Here is a 19,474-nt window from a genome sequence, read left to right as displayed (position 1 = left end):
GCTCACGCCCCGCCGCGCAGGATGGAGTTCCCCTCGTGGGTCGTCGTGTCCGGTTCCCTTACGTCGAGTCGGAGCCGGCCGCTGAGGCCGTAGAAGGCCACGGGGTTGCGCCACAGGACGAGGTCGACGTCGTCCTCGCCGTACCCGGTCGCCAGCATGGCGTCGGCGACCTTGCGGGTCTTGAGGGGGTCGCTCTTTCCCCAGTCGGCGGCGGAGTTGATCAGCACCCGGTCGGGTCCGACGTCGCGCAGGATGGCGACCATCCGTTCCTCGTCCATCTTGGTGTCGGGATAGACGGAGAAGCCCAGCCAGCAGCCGCTGTCCTTGGCCTCCTTGACGGTGGTCTCGTTGAGGTGGTCGATCAGGACGCGGTCCATGGGCAGGGCGGACTCGCGGACGGCATCGATGGTGCGGCGCAGGCCCGCGAGCTTGTCGCGGTGCGGGGTGTGTACGAGAGCGGGCAGCTCGTGGTCGGCGGCGAGCTGCAGCTGGGTGGCGAGCGCGGTGTCCTCGGCCGGCGTCATGGAGTCGTAGCCGATCTCCCCGACGGCGACGACGTTGTCCTTGACGAGATAGCGGGGCAGTTCGTCGAGGACGGGAGTGCAGCGGGGGTCGTTCGCCTCCTTGGGGTTCAGGGCGATCGTGCAGTGGTGGGCGATGCCGTACTGAGCGGCGCGGAAGGGTTCCCAGCCGAGGAGGGAGTCGAAGTAGTCGAAGAAGGAGGCGGGCGAGGTGCGGGGCTGACCGAGCCAGAAGGCGGGCTCCACGACCGCGCGGACACCGGCGGCATACATCGCCTGATAGTCGTCGGTGGTGCGGGACGTCATGTGGATGTGGGGATCGAAGATACGCATCAGGACTCCTACTCCTCGCCGGACGGATGGCCCGCGAGGCCCGTGGGGGCCGAGGGCGGCTCGGGGGACTCTGGGGCGGTCAGACGCAGGGCGCGGTGCAGGTCACCGGGGACGGTACGGCCGGCCGCTGTCCGCTCACTCGCGTAGTCGCCGAGCATGCGGGCGAGTTCGCTGTCCCCGTGGGCGCGCCTGGTCAGGTCGGCGACGCCGTCCACGGGGACCCCGGTGAACAGGCATTTGAGGACGGCGTGGCGCCAGTCGTGCGGGGCGAGGTGAGCGGCGGCGTAGGGGCCGACGGCTGCGGCGACGAGCCTCGTGTCGTTGGTGCGGAGGGCGTCCTCGACCAGGGGCAGCGCTTCGGGGCCGGGCACCAGGTGGGGCAGGGCCAGGAGGACGGCACGGCGTTCGTCGGCGGTGCCGTGGGCGTAGACGCGGGCGAGGGTGGCCGGGGTCGCGTTCGCGGCGTGCAGAAGCAGGATGCGGGCCGCGTCGGCGTGGTCGGCGCCGCAGCGCCTGCCGGCCTCGGCGAACCGCAACTCCCAAGTGGCGAGGGGCCCCCGCTTCTCCTGCTCAGATCGTCCTCCGTGGGCGGCGGCCTCGGCGGTGGCCTGGTCGAGCCAGGCGCGGGCGGCGCCGCCGAGTTCGGCTTCGAGACGGGTTCGGAGGGCGGCGATCCCGGGGGTCTCGGTCACGGGGTACCTCCTTCGACGTGGGCGTGAGCGGGAGGTGCAGCGGGAGCAGAGGCAGTGCCGACGGTGGCAGTGCGAGCGGTGAGGGTCCCCGGGGTGGCGGATGCGGCCCGGCGCAGGAAGTCGATGGAGCGGGTGGCGAGGTCGGGGCCCGCGTGGGAGTGGCGGGGCAGTTCGACGACGGTCAGCCCCCGGTAGCCGACGGCTGCCAGCGCTTCGAGGACGGGCGGGAAGTCGATCTCTCCATCGCCGAAAGGCAGGTGTTCGTGGACTCCGCGGCGCATGTCCTCGATCTGGACGTGTCGCAGCCAGGGTGCGGCGGCGCGCACGCAGTCCGCGGGAGGGAGTGGTTCGAGGCACTGGCAGTGGCCGATGTCGAGGGTGAGGCCGAGCAGCTGGGGGTCGGGGTCGTCGAGCTCGTGGCGCAGGCGGTGGAAGTCGGCGAGGGAGGAGAGGAGGTGTCCTGGTTCGGGCTCGACCGCGAGCGGGACGCCGGCGCCGGACGCGGCGTCGAGCACGGGGCCGAGTGCGTCGGCGAGGCGCTGCCACGCGGTGTCGTCGGAGGTGCCCGCCGGGGTGATGCCGCTGAAGCAGTGCACGGCGTGGGCGCCCAGGTCGGCGGCGACCTGGACGGCGCGGATGAGGAGGCGGACACGTTCGGTGCGCCGTTCCGGATCGGGATCCAGGAGGGAGGGGCCGTGCTTGTGGCGCGGGTCGAGGACATAGCGGGCGCCGGTTTCGACGGTGGCGGTCAGACCGAGGTGGTCGAGTCTGCGGGCCACCTGTCGGGTGCGGGCGGCGAGATCGGGGGCGAGGGGGTCGAGGTGCATGTGGTCGAGGGTCAGGCCGACGCCCGCGTAGCCGAGGTCGGCGAGGAGGCCGAGGGCGTCGTCGAGGCGGAGGTCGGTGAGACCGTTGGTGCCGTAGCCGAAGCGGAGCCCGTCGGCCGGGTGGGGGTGGCTCGGGGCCGTACCCGTCATGTGACGCTCACCTTCCGTGCGAACTTGCGGGAGGCAGGGGCGAAGGCCGCGGTCAGCAGAGCGGTGCCCGCGGCGCCGGCGCGGGCGGCCAGGGCGGCCTGCAGCGGGATCATGGCGCGGATCCCGCCGCCGACGGCCCGCTGGGTGAGGGGAGGTGACGGGTTGAGGGCAGCATGGAAGAAGGGCTTGGCGGCGGTCCCGACGTAGGCGAGGGCGAGCGCGCCACGGAGGGCCTGGCGGCCGGTGGGGAGGGTGGCGCCGACGTTTCGACTGACCAGGAAGCCTCCTTGGCCGGACTGACCGAGGCGGAGACGCCGCCGAGGGCTCGGACCGCTCAGCTCGCTCCGGAGGCCGCTCTCACGGTCGCGTGCATCGCTCCGACCGACGACCCCGGGGGTACCCCACCCACCTCTCCAGTGACCGTCTCGACCACCCCCACCGCAGGACGCAACCTCGCCGCCGGGTCCACCACCACTGCCAGGCCCTCCCCCACTGCCGAAGCCACCGCCCAACAGCCTTGCCAGCGCGGCCGTCACTGCCAGGGCGGCCAAGGGGGCGGCTGAGGAGCCGCCCTGGGCCTCGCGGCGGGAGACGACGGTGACGGCGAGGGTGTGGGCGGCGAGGACTCCGGCGGAAGGGGCGGCGGCCTTGACGCTCGGGCCGTGGCCGGGGCCCGCGGTGGCGGTCGCGCCGAGGAGCAGGTCGAGACCGCGTGCGGCGGCCATGGATGCCGGTCCCGCGGGCGTGTGCTTCAGGCCGAGGTCGTAGGCCCACACCGTGCCGGCCAGGGCGCTCGCCATCGTGAGGGAGGGGCGGCCCGCTCGGGAGGCGAGGGCCAGGCCCGTGACGGTGAGGGCGGTCGCGGCGGCGAGGGCCGCGGGCGGGGCGATGCGGCCGGACGGCAGGGGGCGTTCGGGGCGCTCGACGGCGTCTTCGGCGCGGTCCGCCCAGTCGTTGAGGGCCATGCCGGCCTCGTACAGACAGAGAGAGGAACCAATGGCAAGGAGGGTGCGGTGGTTGGGGCGCAGGCCGGTCGTCGCCGCCCCGGCGAGGGCGTCGCCGGGGACGGTGAACAGGGCGGGCAGCCGGAGGAGTTCGGCCCAGGCGCGGGCGGCGCCGTGTGCGGTGTTCATACGGCCTCATCCACCGGCACGGCACCCGCACCCTCGCAGGGTGGGCCCGCACCCTCGAAAGGTGGACGCGCGCCCTCGAAGGGTGGGCGCTCACCCTCAAAGGGAGGACCCGCACCCTCGAAGGCAGGACCCACCCCCTCGAAGGGTCGGCCCGCACCCTCCAACGTGAGGCGCGCACCCCCGAAGGCGAGGCGGGGACACCCAAGCACCGGACGCCGCCGCCCGGCACGCACCGCGCCCCGGATGCCCCACCCGGGGCTCCCACTCCCACACCCCCCGCTCCGGCGTGGACACCCAAGCACCGGACGCCGCCGCCCGGCGCGCACCGCGCCCCGGATGCCCGACCCGGGGCCCCCGCTCCCGCACCCCCGGCTCATCGTCCCCCCTCCCCCAACCGCTCCGCGAAGCTCAAGAGGGAGGTGAACTGGTCGCCCAGGGCGGCGGGGGCGCCGGGGTCCGGGTCCTTGAAGTAGAAGGCGAGGGCGGGGAGGGGGCCGGAGAGGCCTCGTTCGTGGGCGCGGGATGTGAGGCGGGCGAGGTCCAGGATCAGGGGCGCGGCGAGGGCGGAGTCGCAGCCCTGCCAGGTGGTCTGGAGGACCATGCGGGTGCCGAGGAAACCGTCGAAGGCGATGTGGTCCCAGGCAGTCTTCCAGTCGCCGAGGGAGGGCACGTCGTCGATGTGGACCTCGCCTTCGGGGGTGGTGCCCAGCGTGTCGGCGAGGACGCGTTCCTTGCCCGCGTTCTTCGCGGCGGCGGCCGCCGGGTCGGCCAGGGCGGCGCCGTCCCCGCCGCCCAGGAGGTTCGTGCCCGACCAGGCGCGCACGGCGAGTGCACGCTGCGCGAACATCGGGCCGAGCACGGAGCGGAGGAGGGTCTGGCCGGTCTTGCCGTCCCGGCCGGCGTACGGGAGGCCGGAGGCACGTGCGGCCTCGGTGAGGCGGGGGTGGTGCAGGCCGGTGGAGGGGGTGAAGTTGACGTAGGGGCAGCCGGCCCGGAGGGCGGCTGCCGCGTAGAGGGAGCTGGCGGGGAGGCGTTCGTCGCCGTCCGTGGGGCGAGGTTCGGTGGAGGCGACGTTCACGACGACCGCGCGGGCCAGTCCGCGGCGGCGTACGAAGTCTTGGAGGTCGGTGGTGAAGGCGTCGATGAGTTCCTCGTCGCTGCGGGAGTCGCCGGGCCGGGGGCCGCCGGGGCGGATCTCGGCGTCGGCGGCGGCGAGTTCGGCGCGGACGGCCGAGGGGAGGTCGTGCGGCAGGACGCCGCCCGCGGCGAGTTCCTCGGCGCGTTTGGGCAGGGGGCAGCTCGTGGTGTCGTGGCCGCCGAAGACGAGGGAGGACAACGTTGGCAGTCCGCGGTCCAGGAAGGGCGGGGTTTCGGTCACCATGCCGGTGGGCGCGTGCAGTCCGGCGGCGACCGCCGCGCAGCCGGTGACGGCCGTGGTCGCGACCGAGCCGCGTGCCCCGATCAGCCACACGCCGGTGGGCCCGACGGGCGACGTCCCCAGGGGGGAAGTATTGGGCGTGGATGTAGCGGTCGCTGATGTAGAGGTCGCGGATGTGGACACGGCTGCCTCCTGCCATGGCTCAAGAGCTCGTACCCGAGTTGGACGGACAGAGCGCGGTGCACGGTGTCCGGTGTGTGGTGTGCGGTGCACGGTGTGCGGTGTGTGGTGCAAGACGGCGGGCGGAGGTCCGGCGTCCTCCGCCCGCCGTCGTCTAGCGGCCGGCCCCGGGGCCGGTCGGTGCGGGTGCCTCGGCGTGGCGAGTCGGCAGGTCCTTCAGCCGGATGTTCCGGAAGGAGACCTCGTCGGCGTCACCGTGGTTCTGGATGCCGATGTGCCCTTGGCGCAGGCTTCGCGCCGGGTCGGTGTTGGTGAAGTCGTTGATCTTGATGCCGTTGAGGTAGACGCGAAGGCGTTCGCCCTCGACGCGGATCTCGTAGGTGTTCCACTCCCCTGGCGGGTTCAGCGCCTTGTCGCGCCTCTTCAGGTCGGCGGACTTGAAGCCGTAGACGGAGCCCGTGGTCTTCGCGGGGACATCGGTGGCGTCGATCTGGATCTCGTAGCCGTTGTTCACGGCCGACCAGGGGTCGTCGGAGCGCGGGAAGCCCACGAAGATCCCGGAGTTGTCGTCGCCGCGCATGCGCCAGTCGAGCTTGAGGGAGTACGAGCCGAGTTCCCGCCGGTCGTACCAGAGCATGCCCATGCCGCCGGTGGTCGTCAGCGTCCCGTCGTCCTCCTTCAGTGCGAAGGAGCCCGGGCCCGCCTGCTTCCACCCCTCCAGGGACGCAGCCGTTCCGTCGAAGAGCGGTGTGTAGCCCTTCTCCGGTCGGCAGTCCGCCTGGGCCGCGCCGACGGCCCAGCGGATGCCGCCCAGCAGGTGCTGCCGGAAGGCCGGTTCGGCGTAGGACTCCTTGGTGTGGCCGCCGCCGGTGTAGAAGGAGCGGCCGCCCTGGTAGTCGCTCTGGCACCAGGTGATCGGGTGGTCGCCCGACATCGTGCCGCCCGTGTACGACGTCTCGTCGAGCGAGGCGAGGACGCGGGCCTTGTCCCGGGGATTGGCGCGGTAGTTGTACCACTCGTCGGTGCGGTCCCAGCTCCCGGTGCCCAGGTGGGAGGTGGCCGGGTGCGCGTGGTCCTCGACGTGGACCTTCGCGGGCTGGATCGCCGGGTGCGATTGGAAGTAGGCGCCCGCGAGCCCGCCGTAGAAGGGCCAGTCGTATTCGGTGTCGGCCGCGGCGTGCACGCCGACGTAGGCGCCGCCGCCGCGGATGTACCGCTCGAAGGCCGCCTGTTGTGTGGCGTTCAGGACGTCCCCGGTGGTCGACAGCCAGACCACGGCGTCGTACTTGGCCAGGTTCGCGGCCGTGAAGGCACCCGCGTCCTCCGTCGCGTCGACGGCGAAGCCGTTCGCGGCGCCGAGTTCCTTGACGGCCGCGATGCCGGTGGGGATCGAGTCGTGCCGGAAGCCCGCGGTCTTGGAGAAGACCAGGACCCGTTCTCCCTCACGCTTCGATCCCGGGTCGGACGCCGCGGGGCCCGACACGCACCCGATGAGCAGTGCGGCGGCCGCGGTCGCGGTCATGAGCCGTGCGCGTCTGCGCATGGTCTCGCCCCTTCCTCAGCTGGTGGTGAAGGTGAAGTCGTCCAGGTCGTAGAGCGAGCCCGAGCCCCTGCCCTTGAAGACCAGATAGAGCGTGGTGGTCCTCGTCGGCGGCTTGTTGATGGCCGTGCTCACGTCGACATACGTCTCCCACGAGCCGGTCGGTGTCACCTTCGCGCTGCCCAGCAGCCTGCCGCCCGCGGATCCGCTGCGCACCTCGAGGGTGCCGCCGGACCCGGCCGAGGCGACCCGGGCGGTCAGCTTGGTGGCGTTGCCGAGGATGTACGGCTTGAAGGAGATCCAGTCGCCGTTGTGGATGTCACCGACGGTCTTGCCGCCGTGCGCCGGGGTGTGGTTGACGACGGAGACGCCCTTGGAGCTGTTGAAGTGCTCGCCCTGGCGGTGCTTGGGCTGGACGACGTTCTGGTCGTGGGTGGTCAGCGCGGGCTGGCCGTTGGCGCCCTTGTCGGTGTACTCGGCGTCGAAGACTCCGAAGATGTTGGCGTTCGGGTCGTGCTCGCCGTCCGCCGATGTCTGGATGGTGCCCGAGCAGCCGTTGGCCGAGGTGACGGGGTGGCCGTGGCTGTCATGGCCGAGGATGTGGGTGACCTTGACCTTGGCGCAGTCGACCGGGCCGTCCTCCGGGTCGGTCACCTTCACCTTGAAGGGCACCTTGTCGCCGAAGGTGAACAGCTGGCCGTCGCCCGGCAGTTCCAGGGTGACCTTGGGCGCGGTGTTGCCGACGGTGATGTGCGCGCTCGCCGAGCCGGTGCGGCCGGTGGAGTCCTTGACGGTCACGGTCGCCGTGTAGACGCCGTTCTTCTTGTACGTGTACGTGGGGTTCTGCTGGGTGGACTTGCCGCCGTCGCCGAAGTCCCACGCATAGGTCAGCGTCCCGCCGTCGGCGTCCGTCGCCTTGGCGGTGAACTTCGTGCGCAGCGGTGCCTGGCCGCTGGTCACCGACGCGCTCGCCTCGGCGACCGGGGAGTGGCCGTCCGTGGCGTTCTCGATGCGGTAGAGGCCGGAGTTCTCGTCGCCGCCGAACCAGGCCGTGCCGTAGTCGAGGACGTAGAGGGCGCCGTCGGGTCCGAACTCCATGTCCATCACCTGGGTGCCCGTCCAGGGGAAGGGGTTGATGGACTGTACCGTGCCGTCCGAGCCATGCTCGATGCGCTTGATCCAGCGCCGGCCGAACTCACCGGCGAAGTAGTCGCCGTCGTACGCCTCGGGGAACTTCACCGGGGAGGTGTTCGCCGCGTCGTAGCGGTAGACGGGGCCGCCCATCGGGGATTCGGAGCCGGTGCCGAACTCGGGGACGGATCCGCCGTCGTAGGGGATCCAGGCCTCCTGCGCGGGCGGCAGCTCGGTCAGTCCGGTGTTGTGCCGCGAGTCGTTCTTGGGGGCGGCACAGTCGAAGGTGGCGCCGGAGGTTCCGGTGGCGAAGTCGTAGTCGACGTAGGGCTCGTTCTTGCCGGTGCAGAAGGGCCAGCCGAAGTTGCCCGGCTTGGTGACGCGGGCGAATTCGACCTTCCCCGCGGGGCCGCGCTTGGGGTCGGCCGCGCCGGCGTCGGGCCCGTAGTCACCGACGTACACGATGCCGGTCGGCTTGTCGACGCTCATGCGGAAGGGGTTGCGGAAGCCCATCGCGTAGATCTCGGGGCGGGTCTTCTCAGTGCCCTTGGCGAAGAGGTTGCCGTCGGGGACCGTGTAGCTGCCGTCGGCGGCCACCTTGATGCGCAGGATCTTGCCGCGCAGATCGTTGGTGTTGCCGGCGCTGCGCCGGGCGTCGAAGGCGGGGTTGCGGTCGGCGCGCTCGTCGATGGGGGTGAAGCCGTCGGAGGCGAAGGGGTTGGAGTCGTCGCCCGTCGACAGGTAGAGGTTGCCTTCCTTGTCGAAGTCGATGTCACCGCCGACGTGGCAGCAGGTGCCGCGGCTGGCCGGGACGTCCAGGACCTTCTTCTCGCTGGCGTTGTCCAGGGTGCCGTCGGCCTTGAGGACGAAGCGGGAGAGCCGGTTCACGCCGTCGAACTTCTTGAACTCCTCGGCCGTGCCGTTCTCCGGGGCGTCGCCCGCCGGGGTGTCCAGCGGCGGCGCGTAATAGAGGTAGATCGCGCGGTTCTCGCTGAACTTCGGGTCGATGGCGACGCCTTGCAGACCCTCTTCGTCGTGCGTGTAGACCGGTATCTTCCCGGCGATCCTGGTGTTGCCCGCCGCGTCGGTGAGGCGGAGCGTGCCGTCGCGGGAGGTGTGCAGGACCGAGCGGTCGGGAAGTACGGAGAGCGTCATCGGCTCACCCGTCTCGGGCTCGCCCTTGGCGAGGGTGACCTGCTGGAAGTCCTCGGCGACGGGGGCGGCGGTCGCGGGCGGGTCCGCCGGGGCGGCGCCGGCCTGCGGGACGGCGAAGGTGAGGGTGGCGCCGGTGAGCACGGTGCCGGTGAGCAGGGCGAGTGTGCTGCGGAGTCTCGGGCGTTTCCTGTGCACGGTGTTCCTCCGGAGGGGGACGGTCGTACGGGGTGTGTGCGCCGTGCGCCGGGGTGCGCCGTCACCCCGGACCACTCATGTCCTGTACACCTCAGGGACGGTAGCCACGTTTGTCCCGGGCGGAAAGCCCTTGTGCAGGACGGAAGTTGAACTTTTTCCTGTCAATGGACAAACCCGATTCGGGTCCGGACTAGTCGGAGCCGCCGAACGCCGCGTCGAAGGAGGCGGTCGGCGCCTCGAAGTCGTACGCCTTCAAGCGCGTCAGCGCCTCCGGGGCGCCCTGGAGCCGGTCCATGCCCGCGTCCTCCCACTCCACGGAGATCGGCCCGTCGTACGCGATGGAGCGCAGCATCCGGAAGACGTCCTCCCAGGGCACGTCCCCGTGGCCCGCCGACACGAAGTCCCAGCCGCGGCGCGGGTCGCCCCACGGGAGGTGCGAACCGAGGCGGCCGTTGCGGCCGTCCAGGCGGCGCCGGGCCTCCTTGCAGTCGACGTGGTAGATGCGGTCCCTGAAGTCGTAGAGGAAGCCGACCGGGTCGAGGTCCTGCCACACGAAATGGGACGGGTCGAAGTTCAGACCGAAGGCGGGACGGTGGCCGACGGCCTCCAGTGCCTTGTGCGTGGTCCAGTAGTCGTACGCGATCTCCGACGGATGCACCTCGTGCGCGAACCGCACGCCGTGCTCGTCGAAGACGTCCAGGATCGGGTTCCAGCGCTCGGCGAAGTCCTCGTACCCGCGCTCGATCATCGACTCGGGGGCCGGCGGGAACATCGCAACCAAGTGCCAGATCGACGAGCCCGTGAAGCCGACGACGGTGTCGACGCCGAAGGCGGCGGCCGCCCGCGCCGTGTCCTTGATCTCGGCGGCGGCCCGCTGCCGCACCTCCTCCGGCTCGCCGTCGCCCCAGATGCGGGCGGGCAGGATCGCCTGATGCCGCTCGTCGATGATCGCGTCGCAGACGGCCTGGCCCACGAGGTGGTTGGAGATCGCCCAGCACTTGAGCCCGTACTTGTCGAGCAGTGCGTGCCGTCCGTCCAGGTAGGACGGGTCGGCGAGCGCCTTGTCGACCTCGAAGTGGTCGCCCCAGCAGGCGAGTTCGAGGCCGTCGTAGCCGAAGTCGCGGGCGTATCCGCAGACCTCTTCGAGCGGCAGGTCGGCCCACTGGCCGGTGAAGAGCGTGAACCTACGGGGCATGGCGGAGGCCTCCTCGGAGCGGGAACCGGGCGGGCATCAGGCGCGGATCAGACAGGGATCAGGCCGGACATCAGGCAGGGATCAGCGTGTACACGGAGTTCTTCGCCGCGCTCTCCTCCACCGCGGCGAGCACCCGCTGCACGGACAAGCCGTCGGCGAAGGAGGGTTCGGGCCGCGCGCCGGTGGCGATGGCGTGCAGCAGGTCGCGGGCCTGGTGCACGAAGGTGTGCTCGTAGCCGAGGCCGTGGCCGGGCGGCCACCACGCGTCCAGATACGGGTGTTCGGGCTCGGTCACGAGGATGCGGCGGAAGCCGGACGACGCGGCGGGTTCGGTGTGGTCGTGGAACGAGAGTTCGTTCAGGCGCTCCAGGTCGAACGCCAACGACCCGTCCGAGCCGTTGAGTTCGAGCCGCAGCGCGTTCTTGCGGCCGGCCGCGAAGCGCGTCGCCTCGAAGGAGGCGAGGGCGCCGGACGGGAACCGCCCGGTGAAGACGGCCGCGTCGTCGACCGTGACCGCCCCGAGCCGGCCGCCGCCCGCCGCCGTGAGCCCGCTGGACGGACCGTCCAGGACGGGACGTTCGCGTACGAAGGTCTCGGTGAGCGCCGACACCCCGGCCACCGGCTCCCCCACCAGGTACTGCGCGAGGTCCACGATGTGCGCCCCCAGGTCGCCGAGCGCCCCGGAGCCCGCACGGTCCTTGCGCAGCCGCCAGGTGAGAGGGAAGCCGGCGTCGACCAGCCAGTCCTGAAGGTACGTCAGACGCACATGCCGCAGGGCACCCAGGCGTCCTTCCACAACCATCCGGCGGGCCAGCGCGAGGGCGGGCACCCGGCGGTAGTTGAAGCCGACCATGGCGACCTGCCCCCGTGCGCGGGCCCGTTCGGCGGCCTCGGCCATCGCCTCGGCCTCCTCCACGGTGTTCGCGAGCGGCTTCTCGCACAGCACGTGCTTGCCCGCCTCCAGGGCGGCGACGGCGATCTCCGCATGGCTGTCGCCCGGCGTGCAGATGTCGACGAGATCGACGTCGTCGCGGGCGATCAGGGCGCGCCAGTCGGTCTCGGCGGCGGCCCAGCCGAGCCGGTCGGCGGCGGCACGCACGGCTTCGCCGTCACGGCCGCAGACGGCCGAGAGCACCGGCCGCACCGGCAGGTCGAAGGCTCGCCCCACGGTGCGCCAGCCCTGTGAGTGGGCGGCACCCATGAAGGCGTAGCCGACCATGCCCACTCCCAGTGGCCGCTTACCGGCACCTGCTCCCAGTGGCCGCTCACCGGCCTCGGGAACCGTCTCCGTCTCACGCATGCGGTAATCCTCCTCGTCGACGCTCGGTGGGGGGTGCGGGAGCGCGCATCACTTGAAGCCGGTGGACATGTACTGGCCGACGTTCTCCTTGTCGACGACGGCCGAGTAGCAGGTGACGAAGGACGGGATCTCGAACTCCGCCATGCCGCTGACGCCCTTGCCCTGACCGAGGGCGCGCGCCAGGTCGATCGCGGACGCGGCCATCGTGGGCGGGTAGAGGACGGTGGCCTTCAGGACGCTGTCGTCCGCCTCGATGGCCTGCATCGCGGAGAGCGCGCCCGCGCCGCCCACCATCAGGAAGTCGTCGCGGCCCGCCTGCTTGATGGCGCGCAGGGCGCCCACGCCCTGGTCGTCGTCGTGGTTCCACAGGGCGTCGAAGTTCTTCTGGGCCTGGAGGAGTTGGGACATCTTCGACTGTCCCGACTCGACGGTGAATTCGGCTGCCTGGCGGGCGACCTTCTTGATGTTCGGGTAGTTCTTGAGGGCGTCGTCGAACCCTTTCGTGCGCTGCTTGGTGAGTTCGAGGTTGTCGATGCCCGCCAGCTCGATGACGCGGGCGTTCTTCTTGTCCTTGAGCTTCTCGCCGATGTAGTGGCCGGCGCTGAGGCCCATGCCGTAGTTGTCGCCGCCGATCCAGCAGCGGTAGGCCTGCGGCGAGGCGAAGACGCGGTCGAGGTTGACGACGGGGATGCCCGCCTTCATGGCCTTCAGGCCGACCTGGGTGAGGGCCTTGCCGTCGGCGGGCAGCACGACTAGGACGTCGACCTTCTTGTTGATCAGCGTCTCGACCTGGCCGATCTGGGCCGCGGTGTCGTTCGAGCCCTCGGTGGCCTCCAGCGTGACGTCCGAGTACTTCTCGGCCCGCTTCTTGGCGTTGTCGTTGATGGCGTTGAGCCAGCCGTGGTCGGCCTGGGGGCCCGCGAAGCCGATGGTGACCTTCTTGCCCGGCTTGTCGTCGGCGACCTGCTGCGCCGTGTCCTCGGACCCCTCGTCCTTGGACTCGTTGCTGGTGCACCCCGTGATCAGGGCTCCGGTGGACAGGGCGGCGGCTCCGAAGAGGAGCCCTCTGCGGCTCGTGTGGGATGGCATGGGTGAACCCCTCAGCTCAGGAAGTGGTGGGCCGGATCAGCTCAAGCGGTGGTGGCCGGATCAGCTCAGGTGGTGGTGGCCGTGCGTCGTTGGACGAGCACCGCGGCGACGATGATCGCGCCCTTGGCGATCTGCTGGGTCGCGGTCTCCAGGTTGTTGAGCGCGAAGATGTTGGTGATCGTGGTGAAGATCAGCACGCCGAGCACGGAGCCGGTGATCGTGCCGCGCCCGCCGCTGAGCAGGGTGCCGCCGATGATCACCGCGGCGATGGCGTCGAGTTCGTACAGGTTGCCGTTGGTGTTCTGGCCCGAGCCGGAGAGGATGATCAGCAGGAAGGCCGCGATGCCGCAGCACAGGCCGGAGAGCAGATACAGATAGAGCCGCTGCCTGCGGACGTCGATGCCGGCCAGCCGCGCCGCTTCCGCGTTGCCGCCGACCGCGACCGAGCGCCGCCCGAAGGTCGTGCGGTTCAGCAGCAGCCAGCCGACGGCGGTGACGGCGGCGAAGACCAGGACCAGCGGCGGGATGCCGAGGATGTACGACTCGCGCAGGCCGAGGTCCAACACCCCGTCCACAGTGACCATTTGGGTCTTGCCGTCGGTGATCTGCAGGGCGAGACCGCGGCCCGCGGCCAGCATGGCGAGGGTGGCGATGAACGGCACTATCCCGCCGTACGCGATGAGCAGGCCGTTCACCAGGCCGCACCCCATGCCGACGACCACGGCCGTGAAGAGGATGCCCGCGAAGCCGTACTCCTGGGTGGCGACCGTCGTCGCCCACACCGAGGCGAGCGCGACGATCGCACCGACGGAGAGGTCGATGCCACCGGAAATGATCACGAAGGTCATGCCGACGGTGACGACGCCGATGACGGAGGCCTGGGTGAGGATCAGCTGGACGTTGTCGGTGTCGAGGAACGAGTCGGGCTGGGTAATGCCGCCGATCACGATCAGCGTGGCGAGCACGCCGAGCAGCGAAAGCGTCCGCACGTCGGCGCGGGCCAGAGTGGCGCGCCACGGGCTGCCGCCGTCGGCGGGGGCGCTCTTGCGGGTGGCGGCCTCGGCCGCCGGGGCTGGCTGGGTCATGCCGCCGGGCTCCCTTCGAGGACGAGGTCGAGTACGCGGTGTTCGTCGAGGTCACGGGCGGGTGCGGTGCGGACGACGCGGCCCTCGCGGAGCACCAGGACGCGGTCGGCGAGGCCGAGCACTTCGGGTACTTCGCTGGAGACGAGGAGCACGGCGAGGCCCTCGTCGGCGAGCCTGCGGATCACCGCGTACAGCTCGGCGCGGGCTCCGACGTCGACGCCTCGGGTCGGTTCGTCGAGCAGCAGGACGCGGCAGCCGCGCAGCAGCCAGCGGGCGAGGACGGCCTTCTGCTGGTTGCCGCCGGACAGGGTGCGCACGGGGGCGGTGGGGTCGTCGGGGCGCAGCGACAGCTCGCGCGTCGCGGCGCGCGCGGCCTCGCGTTCGGCACCGCGGTCGAGCCAGCCGCCGCGCGAGAAGCGGGACATGGTCGAGACCGATACGTTGCGGGTGACGGACTCCAGCATCAGGAGGGCCTGCGCCTTGCGTTCCTCGGGGGCGAGTCCGAGCCCCGCGCGGACGGCGGCCCGCACGCTGCCCGGCCGCAACTCCTGCCCGTCCACGACCACTTGGCCGGTGGTGGGTTTGCGGGCGCCGTAGATCGTCTCCAGGATCTCGGAGCGGCCGGAGCCGACGAGTCCGGCGAGGCCCACGATCTCGCCGGGGCGCAGCTCGAGGTCGAGGGGCTCGAACTCGCCACGCCGGGACAGTCCGCGTACGGTCAACACCGGTGGCCCTACGGGCGGTTCGGCGGGGCGGTCCGGAAAGACGTACTCGACGTTGCGGCCCGTCATCAGCGCCACGACGTCCCTGGTCGGGGTGGATTCCGCGGGCAGTCCGCCCGCGACGGCACGGCCGTCCTTGAGGACGGTGACGCGGTCGCCGATGCGGCGGATCTCCTCCAGGCGGTGGGAGATGTAGACGACGGCGACGCCCTCCGCCGTGAGGTCGCCGACGATGCGGAAGAGGTTGTCGACCTCGTCGGGGTCGAGGGCGGCGGACGGCTCGTCCATGACGATGAGGCGCACCTCGTGGGAGAGCGCGCGGGCCATCGAGACGATCTGCTGCTGGGCGGCGGAGAGGTCACCGACGAGACACCCCGGATCGATCTCCGCGTGCCCAAGTCGCTTGAGTAGAGCGGCTGTTGAGGCCCTCGCCTCCCTGCCGCGCACCACGAATCCGGCGGCTGTCGGCTCGTGCCCGAGGTGGACGTTCTCCGCGACGGAGAGGCCTTCCACCAGGTCGAGTTCCTGGTAGATGGTGGCGATGCCGAGCCGCATGGCGGCGATCGGCGAGCGGAGCGTGATGCGCTCGCCGCGCCAGGTGATCTCGCCGCCGTCGGGCTGGTGGGCGCCCGCGAGGACCTTGATGAGGGTGGACTTCCCGGCGCCGTTCTGGCCGAGTAGGCAGTGCACTTCCCCGGCCTGGACCTGGAGGTCGACGCCGTCGAGGGCGCGGACCCCGGGGAACGACTTGGTGATGCCGGACATGGTGAGCAGGGGTGGTTCTGGTGCCATGACGGTTCCCCTCGGCGGCGGCCGGAGCAGGGCAGGACGGATTCAGGGCAGGGTGGAACAGGGCAGGGCGGGGTGGGGCGCTGTGCCGGACGAGGTGGCGCTACGTTCCGTACGGGTCGGGCCGGACCGGTGCGGGGTCGGTCAGGCCGGTGAGAACAGGTGGTCGCTGATGAGCCGGGCGCCGCCGATGACGCCGGCGGTGGGGCCCAACTCCCCCAGGACGATGGGGAGGTTGCCGGTCGCCAGGGGCAGCGACTGGCGGTAGACCTGGGTGCGGATCGCGGCGAGCAGCGTGTGGCCGAGGCCGGTCACGCCGCCGCCGATCACCACGAGGCCGGGGTTGAAGAAGCTGACGAGACTCGCGATGACCTGGCCGGTGCGGTTGCCGCCCTCGCGGATGAGGTCGAGCGCGGCGGCGTCGCCCGCGGCGGCGGCCGCCGCGACGTCGACGGCGCTGAGCCGTCCCGCCTCGTCGAGCCGCGTGGCGAGCTCCGCCGAACGCCCCTCCCTGGCCGCCTCCTCGGCGTCGCGGGCGAGTGCCGCGCCGCTGAAGTAGGCCTCCAGGCAGCCCTTGTTGCCGCAGGCGCAGGGGCGTCCGTCCGGTTCGGACTGGATGTGGCCGATGTCGCCGGCGCTGCCCGTCGTACCGCGGTGGACCTCACCGCCGACGACGATGCCGCAGCCGATGCCCGTGCCGATCTTGACGCAGAGGAAGTCGCCCACGGAGCGTGCGACGCCCGCGTGCTGCTCCCCCATCGCCATGAGGTTCACGTCGTTGTCGACCATGACGGGGCAGCCGAGGTCCTGGCTGAGGGCCTCCCGGACGGGGAAGCCGTCCCACCCCGGCATGATCGGCGGGGCGACCGGCACGCCCTCCGGGAAGCGGACCGGTCCGGGGACGCCGATGCCGGCGCCGTCGAACCCTTCCGCGAGCCCGGAGGCCTTCAGCTTGGCCGCCATGGCGAGGACCTGCTCGAAGACCGCGACCGGGCCCTCGCGCACGTCCATGGGCTGGTTGATGTGGCCGAGGACCTCCAGCTCGGCGTTGGTCACCGCGACGTCGACCGAGGTCGCGCCGATGTCCACGCCGAGGAAGCGGAGGGCCGGGGCCAGGCGGATGTTGTGGGAGCGGCGGCCGCCGCGCGAGGCGGCGAGTCCGTCGGCGACCACGAGTCCGGTCTCCAGGAGCCGGTCGACCTCCACGGCCAGTTTGGACCGTGAGAGGTCGATCTGATCGCCCAGCTGGGCGCGGGAGTTGGGTCCTCCGTCACGCAACAGGCGCAACAGGCGTGCCTGGTGCGTGTTGGCGGGTCGAGCCGTCATACGTCTCACGCGCCCCTCCCCGCCTCATCGGGCTTTCCATGCCGTTGCCCGCCGGCCGGCGTGCCGTGGTGCGGTCGCCGTCGCCGTGGGGCTTCCTTCAGGCTTTCGAGGGGAACGTAGCAGTGCCTGCCGGGGCTGGGAAGAAGTTGAGCGCGAATTACCCATGACTTTCTCCAGTCACAGGACAAAGGGGCGTACGGCCGTGTTCCTGGGCCGGCTTCCGGAGCGTTCCTAGGCCGGCTTCCGGAGCATGCACCAGGTGCGGGGGCCGTGGTCCGGCAGTGGGACGTCGGCCGTGACGGTGAAGCCGAGCCGCTCGTAGAACGCCACGTTCCGCTCGGTCGACGTCTCCAGGAAACAGGGGAAGCCCGCGCGGTCGGCGGCCGCCAGGCCGGGTTCGAGCACCGCGCCGCCGAGGCCCTTGCCCTGCTCGTCCGGGTCGACGCCGACCGTGGCGAGGAACCACGCGGGGTACTGGGGGCGGTGCGGCAGCAGCGCGCGCTCCGCCGACTCGAACCAGGGCGCGCGGTCGCCCGCGAGCTCCCCGATGAGCGGGCCGACCGCGGCGAAGCCCGGCGCCGGATCGCGGTCCGGCGTGGTCCAGACGGCGACGGCACGCCCGGCGTTCGCGACCCAGACGCGCCCGTACACCATCCCGATGCGGGTCAGGAAGAGTTCCTGGAAGCGACGGATCCGCTCCTCGTGGCCGTCGTCGGCGACGACGTGGCGCGTGAAGGGATAGTCGGCGAAGGCGCGCGCGAGGGTGTGCACGGCCACCGGCACGTCCTGCTCGATCAAGGGGCGTATGCGGTGATCCGTACTCATGTGGCTTCTCCCTGTCCCGGTGGTCCGTGCCCTACCTCTGAGGTAATCGACGACTCCGGAACCGCGCCGCACGATGGTGATCCGCCGCGGCCCCGAGTGGAAGGTCACCCCATGTCGGACACCCTGCCTCAGAACGAAGCGCCAGCCCAACTAATTGCGCTTGTCCCTTTCGCCGCGCACCTCGGCATCGCCTTGACGGAGGCAGGACCCGACCGTGTCGAGGGCATCTTGGAGTGGTCGCCGGAGCTGTGCACGGTGGGCGGCATGCTGCACGGCGGGGCGCTGATGACGCTCGCCGACACGGCGGGCGCGGTGTGCGCGTTCCTCAATCTGCCCTCGGGCGCGGCCACGGCGACGGTCGAGTCCAAGACGAACTTCCTGCGGGCCGTACGCTCCGGGACGGCCCGTGCGGTGGCCCGTCCCCTGCACGTCGGCGGCTCCTTCGTCGTCGTACAGACCGAGGTGTACGACGACGGGGGGCGCCTCGCGGGGCAGACGACGCAGACGCAGGCGGTGCTCAGCCCCGGTCGCGCCGGCGGTACGTCTGACGGGTGTGCTCGGTGTGGGCCCGCATGATGTCCGGCGGGGGGCGGTTCTACGACTTCACGGGCAGCGCACGACCTGTCCCGCGTACGAGAGGTTGCCACCGAAGCCGAAGAGCAGGACCGGGTCTCCGGAGCTGACCTCGCCGCGCTCCACCAGCTTGGACAGCGCCATCGGGATGCTCGCCGCCGAGGTGTTCCCGGAGTCGACGACATCGCGCGCGACCACGGCGTTCACGGCGCCGATGCGCTCGGCGAGCGGCTCGATGATCCGGAGGTTGGCCTGGTGCAGGACGACGGCGGCGAGGTCGGCCGGGGTCAGCCCGGCGCGCTCGCAGGCCGCGCGGGCGAGGGGCGGCAGCTGGGTCGTCGCCCAGCGGTAGACGCTCTGGCCCTCCTGGGCGAAGCGCGGCGGCGTGCCCTCGATGCGGACGGCGTTGCCCATCTCGGGCACCGAGCCCCACAGCACGGGACCGATGCCGGGCTCCTCGCCGGGCCCGCACGCCTCGACGACGGCCGCGCCCGCGCCGTCGCCGGTCAGCACGCAGGTGGTGCGGTCCGTCCAGTCGGTGACCTCGGACATCTTGTCCGCGCCGATGACCAGGGCGCGGGTCGCGGCCCCGGCCCGCACGGTGTGGTCGGCGGTGGCGAGCGCGTGCGTGAAGCCCGCGCACACGACGTTGAGGTCCAGGGCGGCGGGGCCGGGGACGCCGAGCCGCGCGGCGACCCGGGCGGCCATGTTCGGCGAGCGGTCGATGGCCGTGGAGGTGGCGACCAGGACCAGGTCGATGGCGTCGGGGGTCAGACCCGCGGCGGCCAGGGCCTTGCCGCCGGCGTGCGCGGCCAGCTCGTCGACCGGCTCCTCCGGGCCCGCGATGTGCCGGGTGCGGATGCCCACCCGGGACCGGATCCACTCGTCGCTGGTGTCGACCCTGCTCGCCAGCTCCTCGTTGGTGAGGATTCTGGCGGGCTGATAGTGGCCTACAGCGGCGATGCGCGAGCCGTGCATGTACGGGTCCCCCTTGTTGCCGAAGATGCGGGACCCTCCAGTTTGGTCAGCGACTCACGAGTAACGGTGCACGTAATGCGACAGGAAAGGAGCGCAGGGTTTGGATGCTTCTCATGATGTGGTCACCCTCTGAAGAGCGGGGTGACCTTGTGTGCGAGTCCGTACAGGTTGTACGCCGTAGGCGCGGACCAACTCGGCGTGCGCGTACTGCGGAGTCGGCTGCAACCCGACCCTGCGCGTGCAGGACAATGAGATCGTCGAGGTCACCTCGCCGCACGACAACCCGGTGACCCACGGCAACCCGCGCATCAAGGGCCGCTTCGGCCACCAGCACGTACAGAACCGGGACTGATCAGG

16 protein-coding genes and 1 pseudogene are annotated in these 19,474 nt (G+C 71.5%); 2 read left to right on the top strand and 15 right to left on the bottom strand.

All coding sequences use genetic code 11. From position 1 onward, the window contains the following. Positions 1 to 2: 2 nt before the first annotated feature. From ACZ56E_RS00315 to ACZ56E_RS00250, 14 genes are all read right to left on the bottom strand, one after another. Entirely contained in the window at positions 3 to 854 is an 852-nt protein-coding gene (locus tag ACZ56E_RS00315) for a TatD family hydrolase (protein WP_468603483.1), read from the bottom strand. Between the two features lie 8 nt (positions 855 to 862). Continuing rightward, positions 863 to 1,546 carry an EboA domain-containing protein gene (locus tag ACZ56E_RS00310; protein WP_471209090.1) on the bottom strand — a complete coding sequence of 228 codons (684 nt, stop codon included), beginning with the start codon at positions 1,544 to 1,546 and terminating at the stop codon, positions 863 to 865. After that, the gene (locus tag ACZ56E_RS00305; RefSeq protein WP_471209087.1) at positions 1,543 to 2,523 is read right to left on the bottom strand and encodes a sugar phosphate isomerase/epimerase family protein; all 981 of its coding nucleotides are present in this window, start codon (positions 2,521 to 2,523) and stop codon (positions 1,543 to 1,545) included. The genes ACZ56E_RS00310 and ACZ56E_RS00305 overlap by 4 nt, the downstream gene beginning before the upstream one ends. Next, positions 2,520 to 3,656 (bottom strand): SCO3242 family prenyltransferase, encoded by a 1,137-nt coding sequence (locus ACZ56E_RS00300; protein WP_471209084.1) that lies wholly within the window; start codon positions 3,654 to 3,656, stop codon positions 2,520 to 2,522. The genes ACZ56E_RS00305 and ACZ56E_RS00300 overlap by 4 nt, the downstream gene beginning before the upstream one ends. Positions 3,657 to 4,029: 373 nt before the next feature. Then, a complete protein-coding gene (locus ACZ56E_RS00295) occupies positions 4,030 to 5,157 on the bottom strand; it encodes an inositol-3-phosphate synthase (protein ID WP_471211445.1) in 1,128 nt (375 codons plus the stop codon). Positions 5,158 to 5,368: 211 nt separating this feature from the next. Next, positions 5,369 to 6,757, bottom strand: a complete 1,389-nt coding sequence (locus tag ACZ56E_RS00290) for a ThuA domain-containing protein (RefSeq protein WP_471209081.1) — start codon at positions 6,755 to 6,757, stop codon at positions 5,369 to 5,371. A gap of 15 nt (positions 6,758 to 6,772) precedes the next feature. Beyond that, the gene (locus tag ACZ56E_RS00285) at positions 6,773 to 9,235 is read right to left on the bottom strand and encodes a PQQ-dependent sugar dehydrogenase (RefSeq protein WP_471209078.1); all 2,463 of its coding nucleotides are present in this window, start codon (positions 9,233 to 9,235) and stop codon (positions 6,773 to 6,775) included. Between the two features lie 190 nt (positions 9,236 to 9,425). Beyond that, positions 9,426 to 10,430, bottom strand: a complete 1,005-nt coding sequence (locus tag ACZ56E_RS00280) for a sugar phosphate isomerase/epimerase family protein (protein ID WP_471209075.1) — start codon at positions 10,428 to 10,430, stop codon at positions 9,426 to 9,428. A gap of 70 nt (positions 10,431 to 10,500) precedes the next feature. Then, positions 10,501 to 11,730, bottom strand: coding sequence for a Gfo/Idh/MocA family protein (locus tag ACZ56E_RS00275; protein WP_471209073.1), 1,230 nt, complete (start codon positions 11,728 to 11,730; stop codon positions 10,501 to 10,503). A gap of 48 nt (positions 11,731 to 11,778) precedes the next feature. Further along, positions 11,779 to 12,819 (bottom strand): substrate-binding domain-containing protein, encoded by a 1,041-nt coding sequence (locus ACZ56E_RS00270; protein WP_468603467.1) that lies wholly within the window; start codon positions 12,817 to 12,819, stop codon positions 11,779 to 11,781. 65 nt (positions 12,820 to 12,884) lie between these two features. After that, positions 12,885 to 13,904: an ABC transporter permease gene (locus ACZ56E_RS00265; RefSeq protein WP_468603465.1), complete on the bottom strand. Its 1,020-nt coding sequence runs from the start codon at positions 13,902 to 13,904 to the stop codon at positions 12,885 to 12,887. Then, complete coding sequence (locus ACZ56E_RS00260) at positions 13,901 to 15,418, bottom strand: sugar ABC transporter ATP-binding protein (protein ID WP_471209070.1); 1,518 nt, start codon at positions 15,416 to 15,418, stop codon at positions 13,901 to 13,903. Before ACZ56E_RS00260 ends, ACZ56E_RS00265 begins: the two co-directional genes overlap by 4 nt. Before the next feature lie 141 nt (positions 15,419 to 15,559). Next, positions 15,560 to 16,741, bottom strand: coding sequence for an ROK family transcriptional regulator (locus tag ACZ56E_RS00255; protein WP_468603461.1), 1,182 nt, complete (start codon positions 16,739 to 16,741; stop codon positions 15,560 to 15,562). Between the two features lie 231 nt (positions 16,742 to 16,972). Further along, positions 16,973 to 17,566 carry a GNAT family N-acetyltransferase gene (locus ACZ56E_RS00250; RefSeq protein WP_471209067.1) on the bottom strand — a complete coding sequence of 198 codons (594 nt, stop codon included), beginning with the start codon at positions 17,564 to 17,566 and terminating at the stop codon, positions 16,973 to 16,975. 111 nt (positions 17,567 to 17,677) lie between these two features. Here ACZ56E_RS00250 and ACZ56E_RS00245 point away from each other — a divergent pair, with 111 nt between their 5' ends. Then, on the top strand, positions 17,678 to 18,142 hold the full coding sequence (locus ACZ56E_RS00245; RefSeq protein WP_471209064.1) for a PaaI family thioesterase: 465 nt from the start codon (positions 17,678 to 17,680) through the stop codon (positions 18,140 to 18,142). 27 nt (positions 18,143 to 18,169) lie between these two features. On the opposite strand, the gene ACZ56E_RS00240 is transcribed toward ACZ56E_RS00245, so the two are convergent. Beyond that, positions 18,170 to 19,117, bottom strand: coding sequence for a beta-ketoacyl-ACP synthase III (locus tag ACZ56E_RS00240; protein WP_471209062.1), 948 nt, complete (start codon positions 19,115 to 19,117; stop codon positions 18,170 to 18,172). Between the two features lie 187 nt (positions 19,118 to 19,304). On the opposite strand from ACZ56E_RS00240, the pseudogene ACZ56E_RS00235 reads away from it, so the two are divergent. Next, positions 19,305 to 19,469 (top strand): annotated as a pseudogene (locus ACZ56E_RS00235) (2Fe-2S iron-sulfur cluster-binding protein); the annotation flags it as partial. Positions 19,470 to 19,474 lie beyond the last annotated feature (5 nt).

The organism is Streptomyces sp. NPDC039480, assembly GCF_055597165.1.
This window is presented reverse-complemented; position numbering and strand designations above follow the sequence as displayed.

Excerpts from the sequence above, each read along its gene's own strand:
- ACZ56E_RS00315 (WP_468603483.1), bottom strand. The coding sequence starts at position 854 with ATGCGTATCTTCGATCCCCACATCCACATGACGTCCCGCACCACCGAC.
- ACZ56E_RS00305 (WP_471209087.1), bottom strand. The coding sequence starts at position 2,523 with ATGACGGGTACGGCCCCGAGCCACCCCCACCCGGCCGACGGGCTCCGC.
- ACZ56E_RS00300 (WP_471209084.1), bottom strand. The coding sequence starts at position 3,656 with ATGAACACCGCACACGGCGCCGCCCGCGCCTGGGCCGAACTCCTCCGG.
- ACZ56E_RS00290 (WP_471209081.1), bottom strand. The coding sequence starts at position 6,757 with ATGCGCAGACGCGCACGGCTCATGACCGCGACCGCGGCCGCCGCACTG.
- ACZ56E_RS00280 (WP_471209075.1), bottom strand. The coding sequence starts at position 10,430 with ATGCCCCGTAGGTTCACGCTCTTCACCGGCCAGTGGGCCGACCTGCCG.
- ACZ56E_RS00275 (WP_471209073.1), bottom strand. The coding sequence starts at position 11,730 with ATGCGTGAGACGGAGACGGTTCCCGAGGCCGGTGAGCGGCCACTGGGA.
- ACZ56E_RS00270 (WP_468603467.1), bottom strand. The coding sequence starts at position 12,819 with ATGCCATCCCACACGAGCCGCAGAGGGCTCCTCTTCGGAGCCGCCGCC.
- ACZ56E_RS00265 (WP_468603465.1), bottom strand. The coding sequence starts at position 13,904 with ATGACCCAGCCAGCCCCGGCGGCCGAGGCCGCCACCCGCAAGAGCGCC.
- ACZ56E_RS00260 (WP_471209070.1), bottom strand. The coding sequence starts at position 15,418 with ATGGCACCAGAACCACCCCTGCTCACCATGTCCGGCATCACCAAGTCG.
- ACZ56E_RS00255 (WP_468603461.1), bottom strand. The coding sequence starts at position 16,741 with ATGACGGCTCGACCCGCCAACACGCACCAGGCACGCCTGTTGCGCCTG.
- ACZ56E_RS00250 (WP_471209067.1), bottom strand. The coding sequence starts at position 17,566 with ATGAGTACGGATCACCGCATACGCCCCTTGATCGAGCAGGACGTGCCG.
- ACZ56E_RS00245 (WP_471209064.1), top strand. The coding sequence starts at position 17,678 with ATGTCGGACACCCTGCCTCAGAACGAAGCGCCAGCCCAACTAATTGCG.
- ACZ56E_RS00240 (WP_471209062.1), bottom strand. The coding sequence starts at position 19,117 with ATGCACGGCTCGCGCATCGCCGCTGTAGGCCACTATCAGCCCGCCAGA.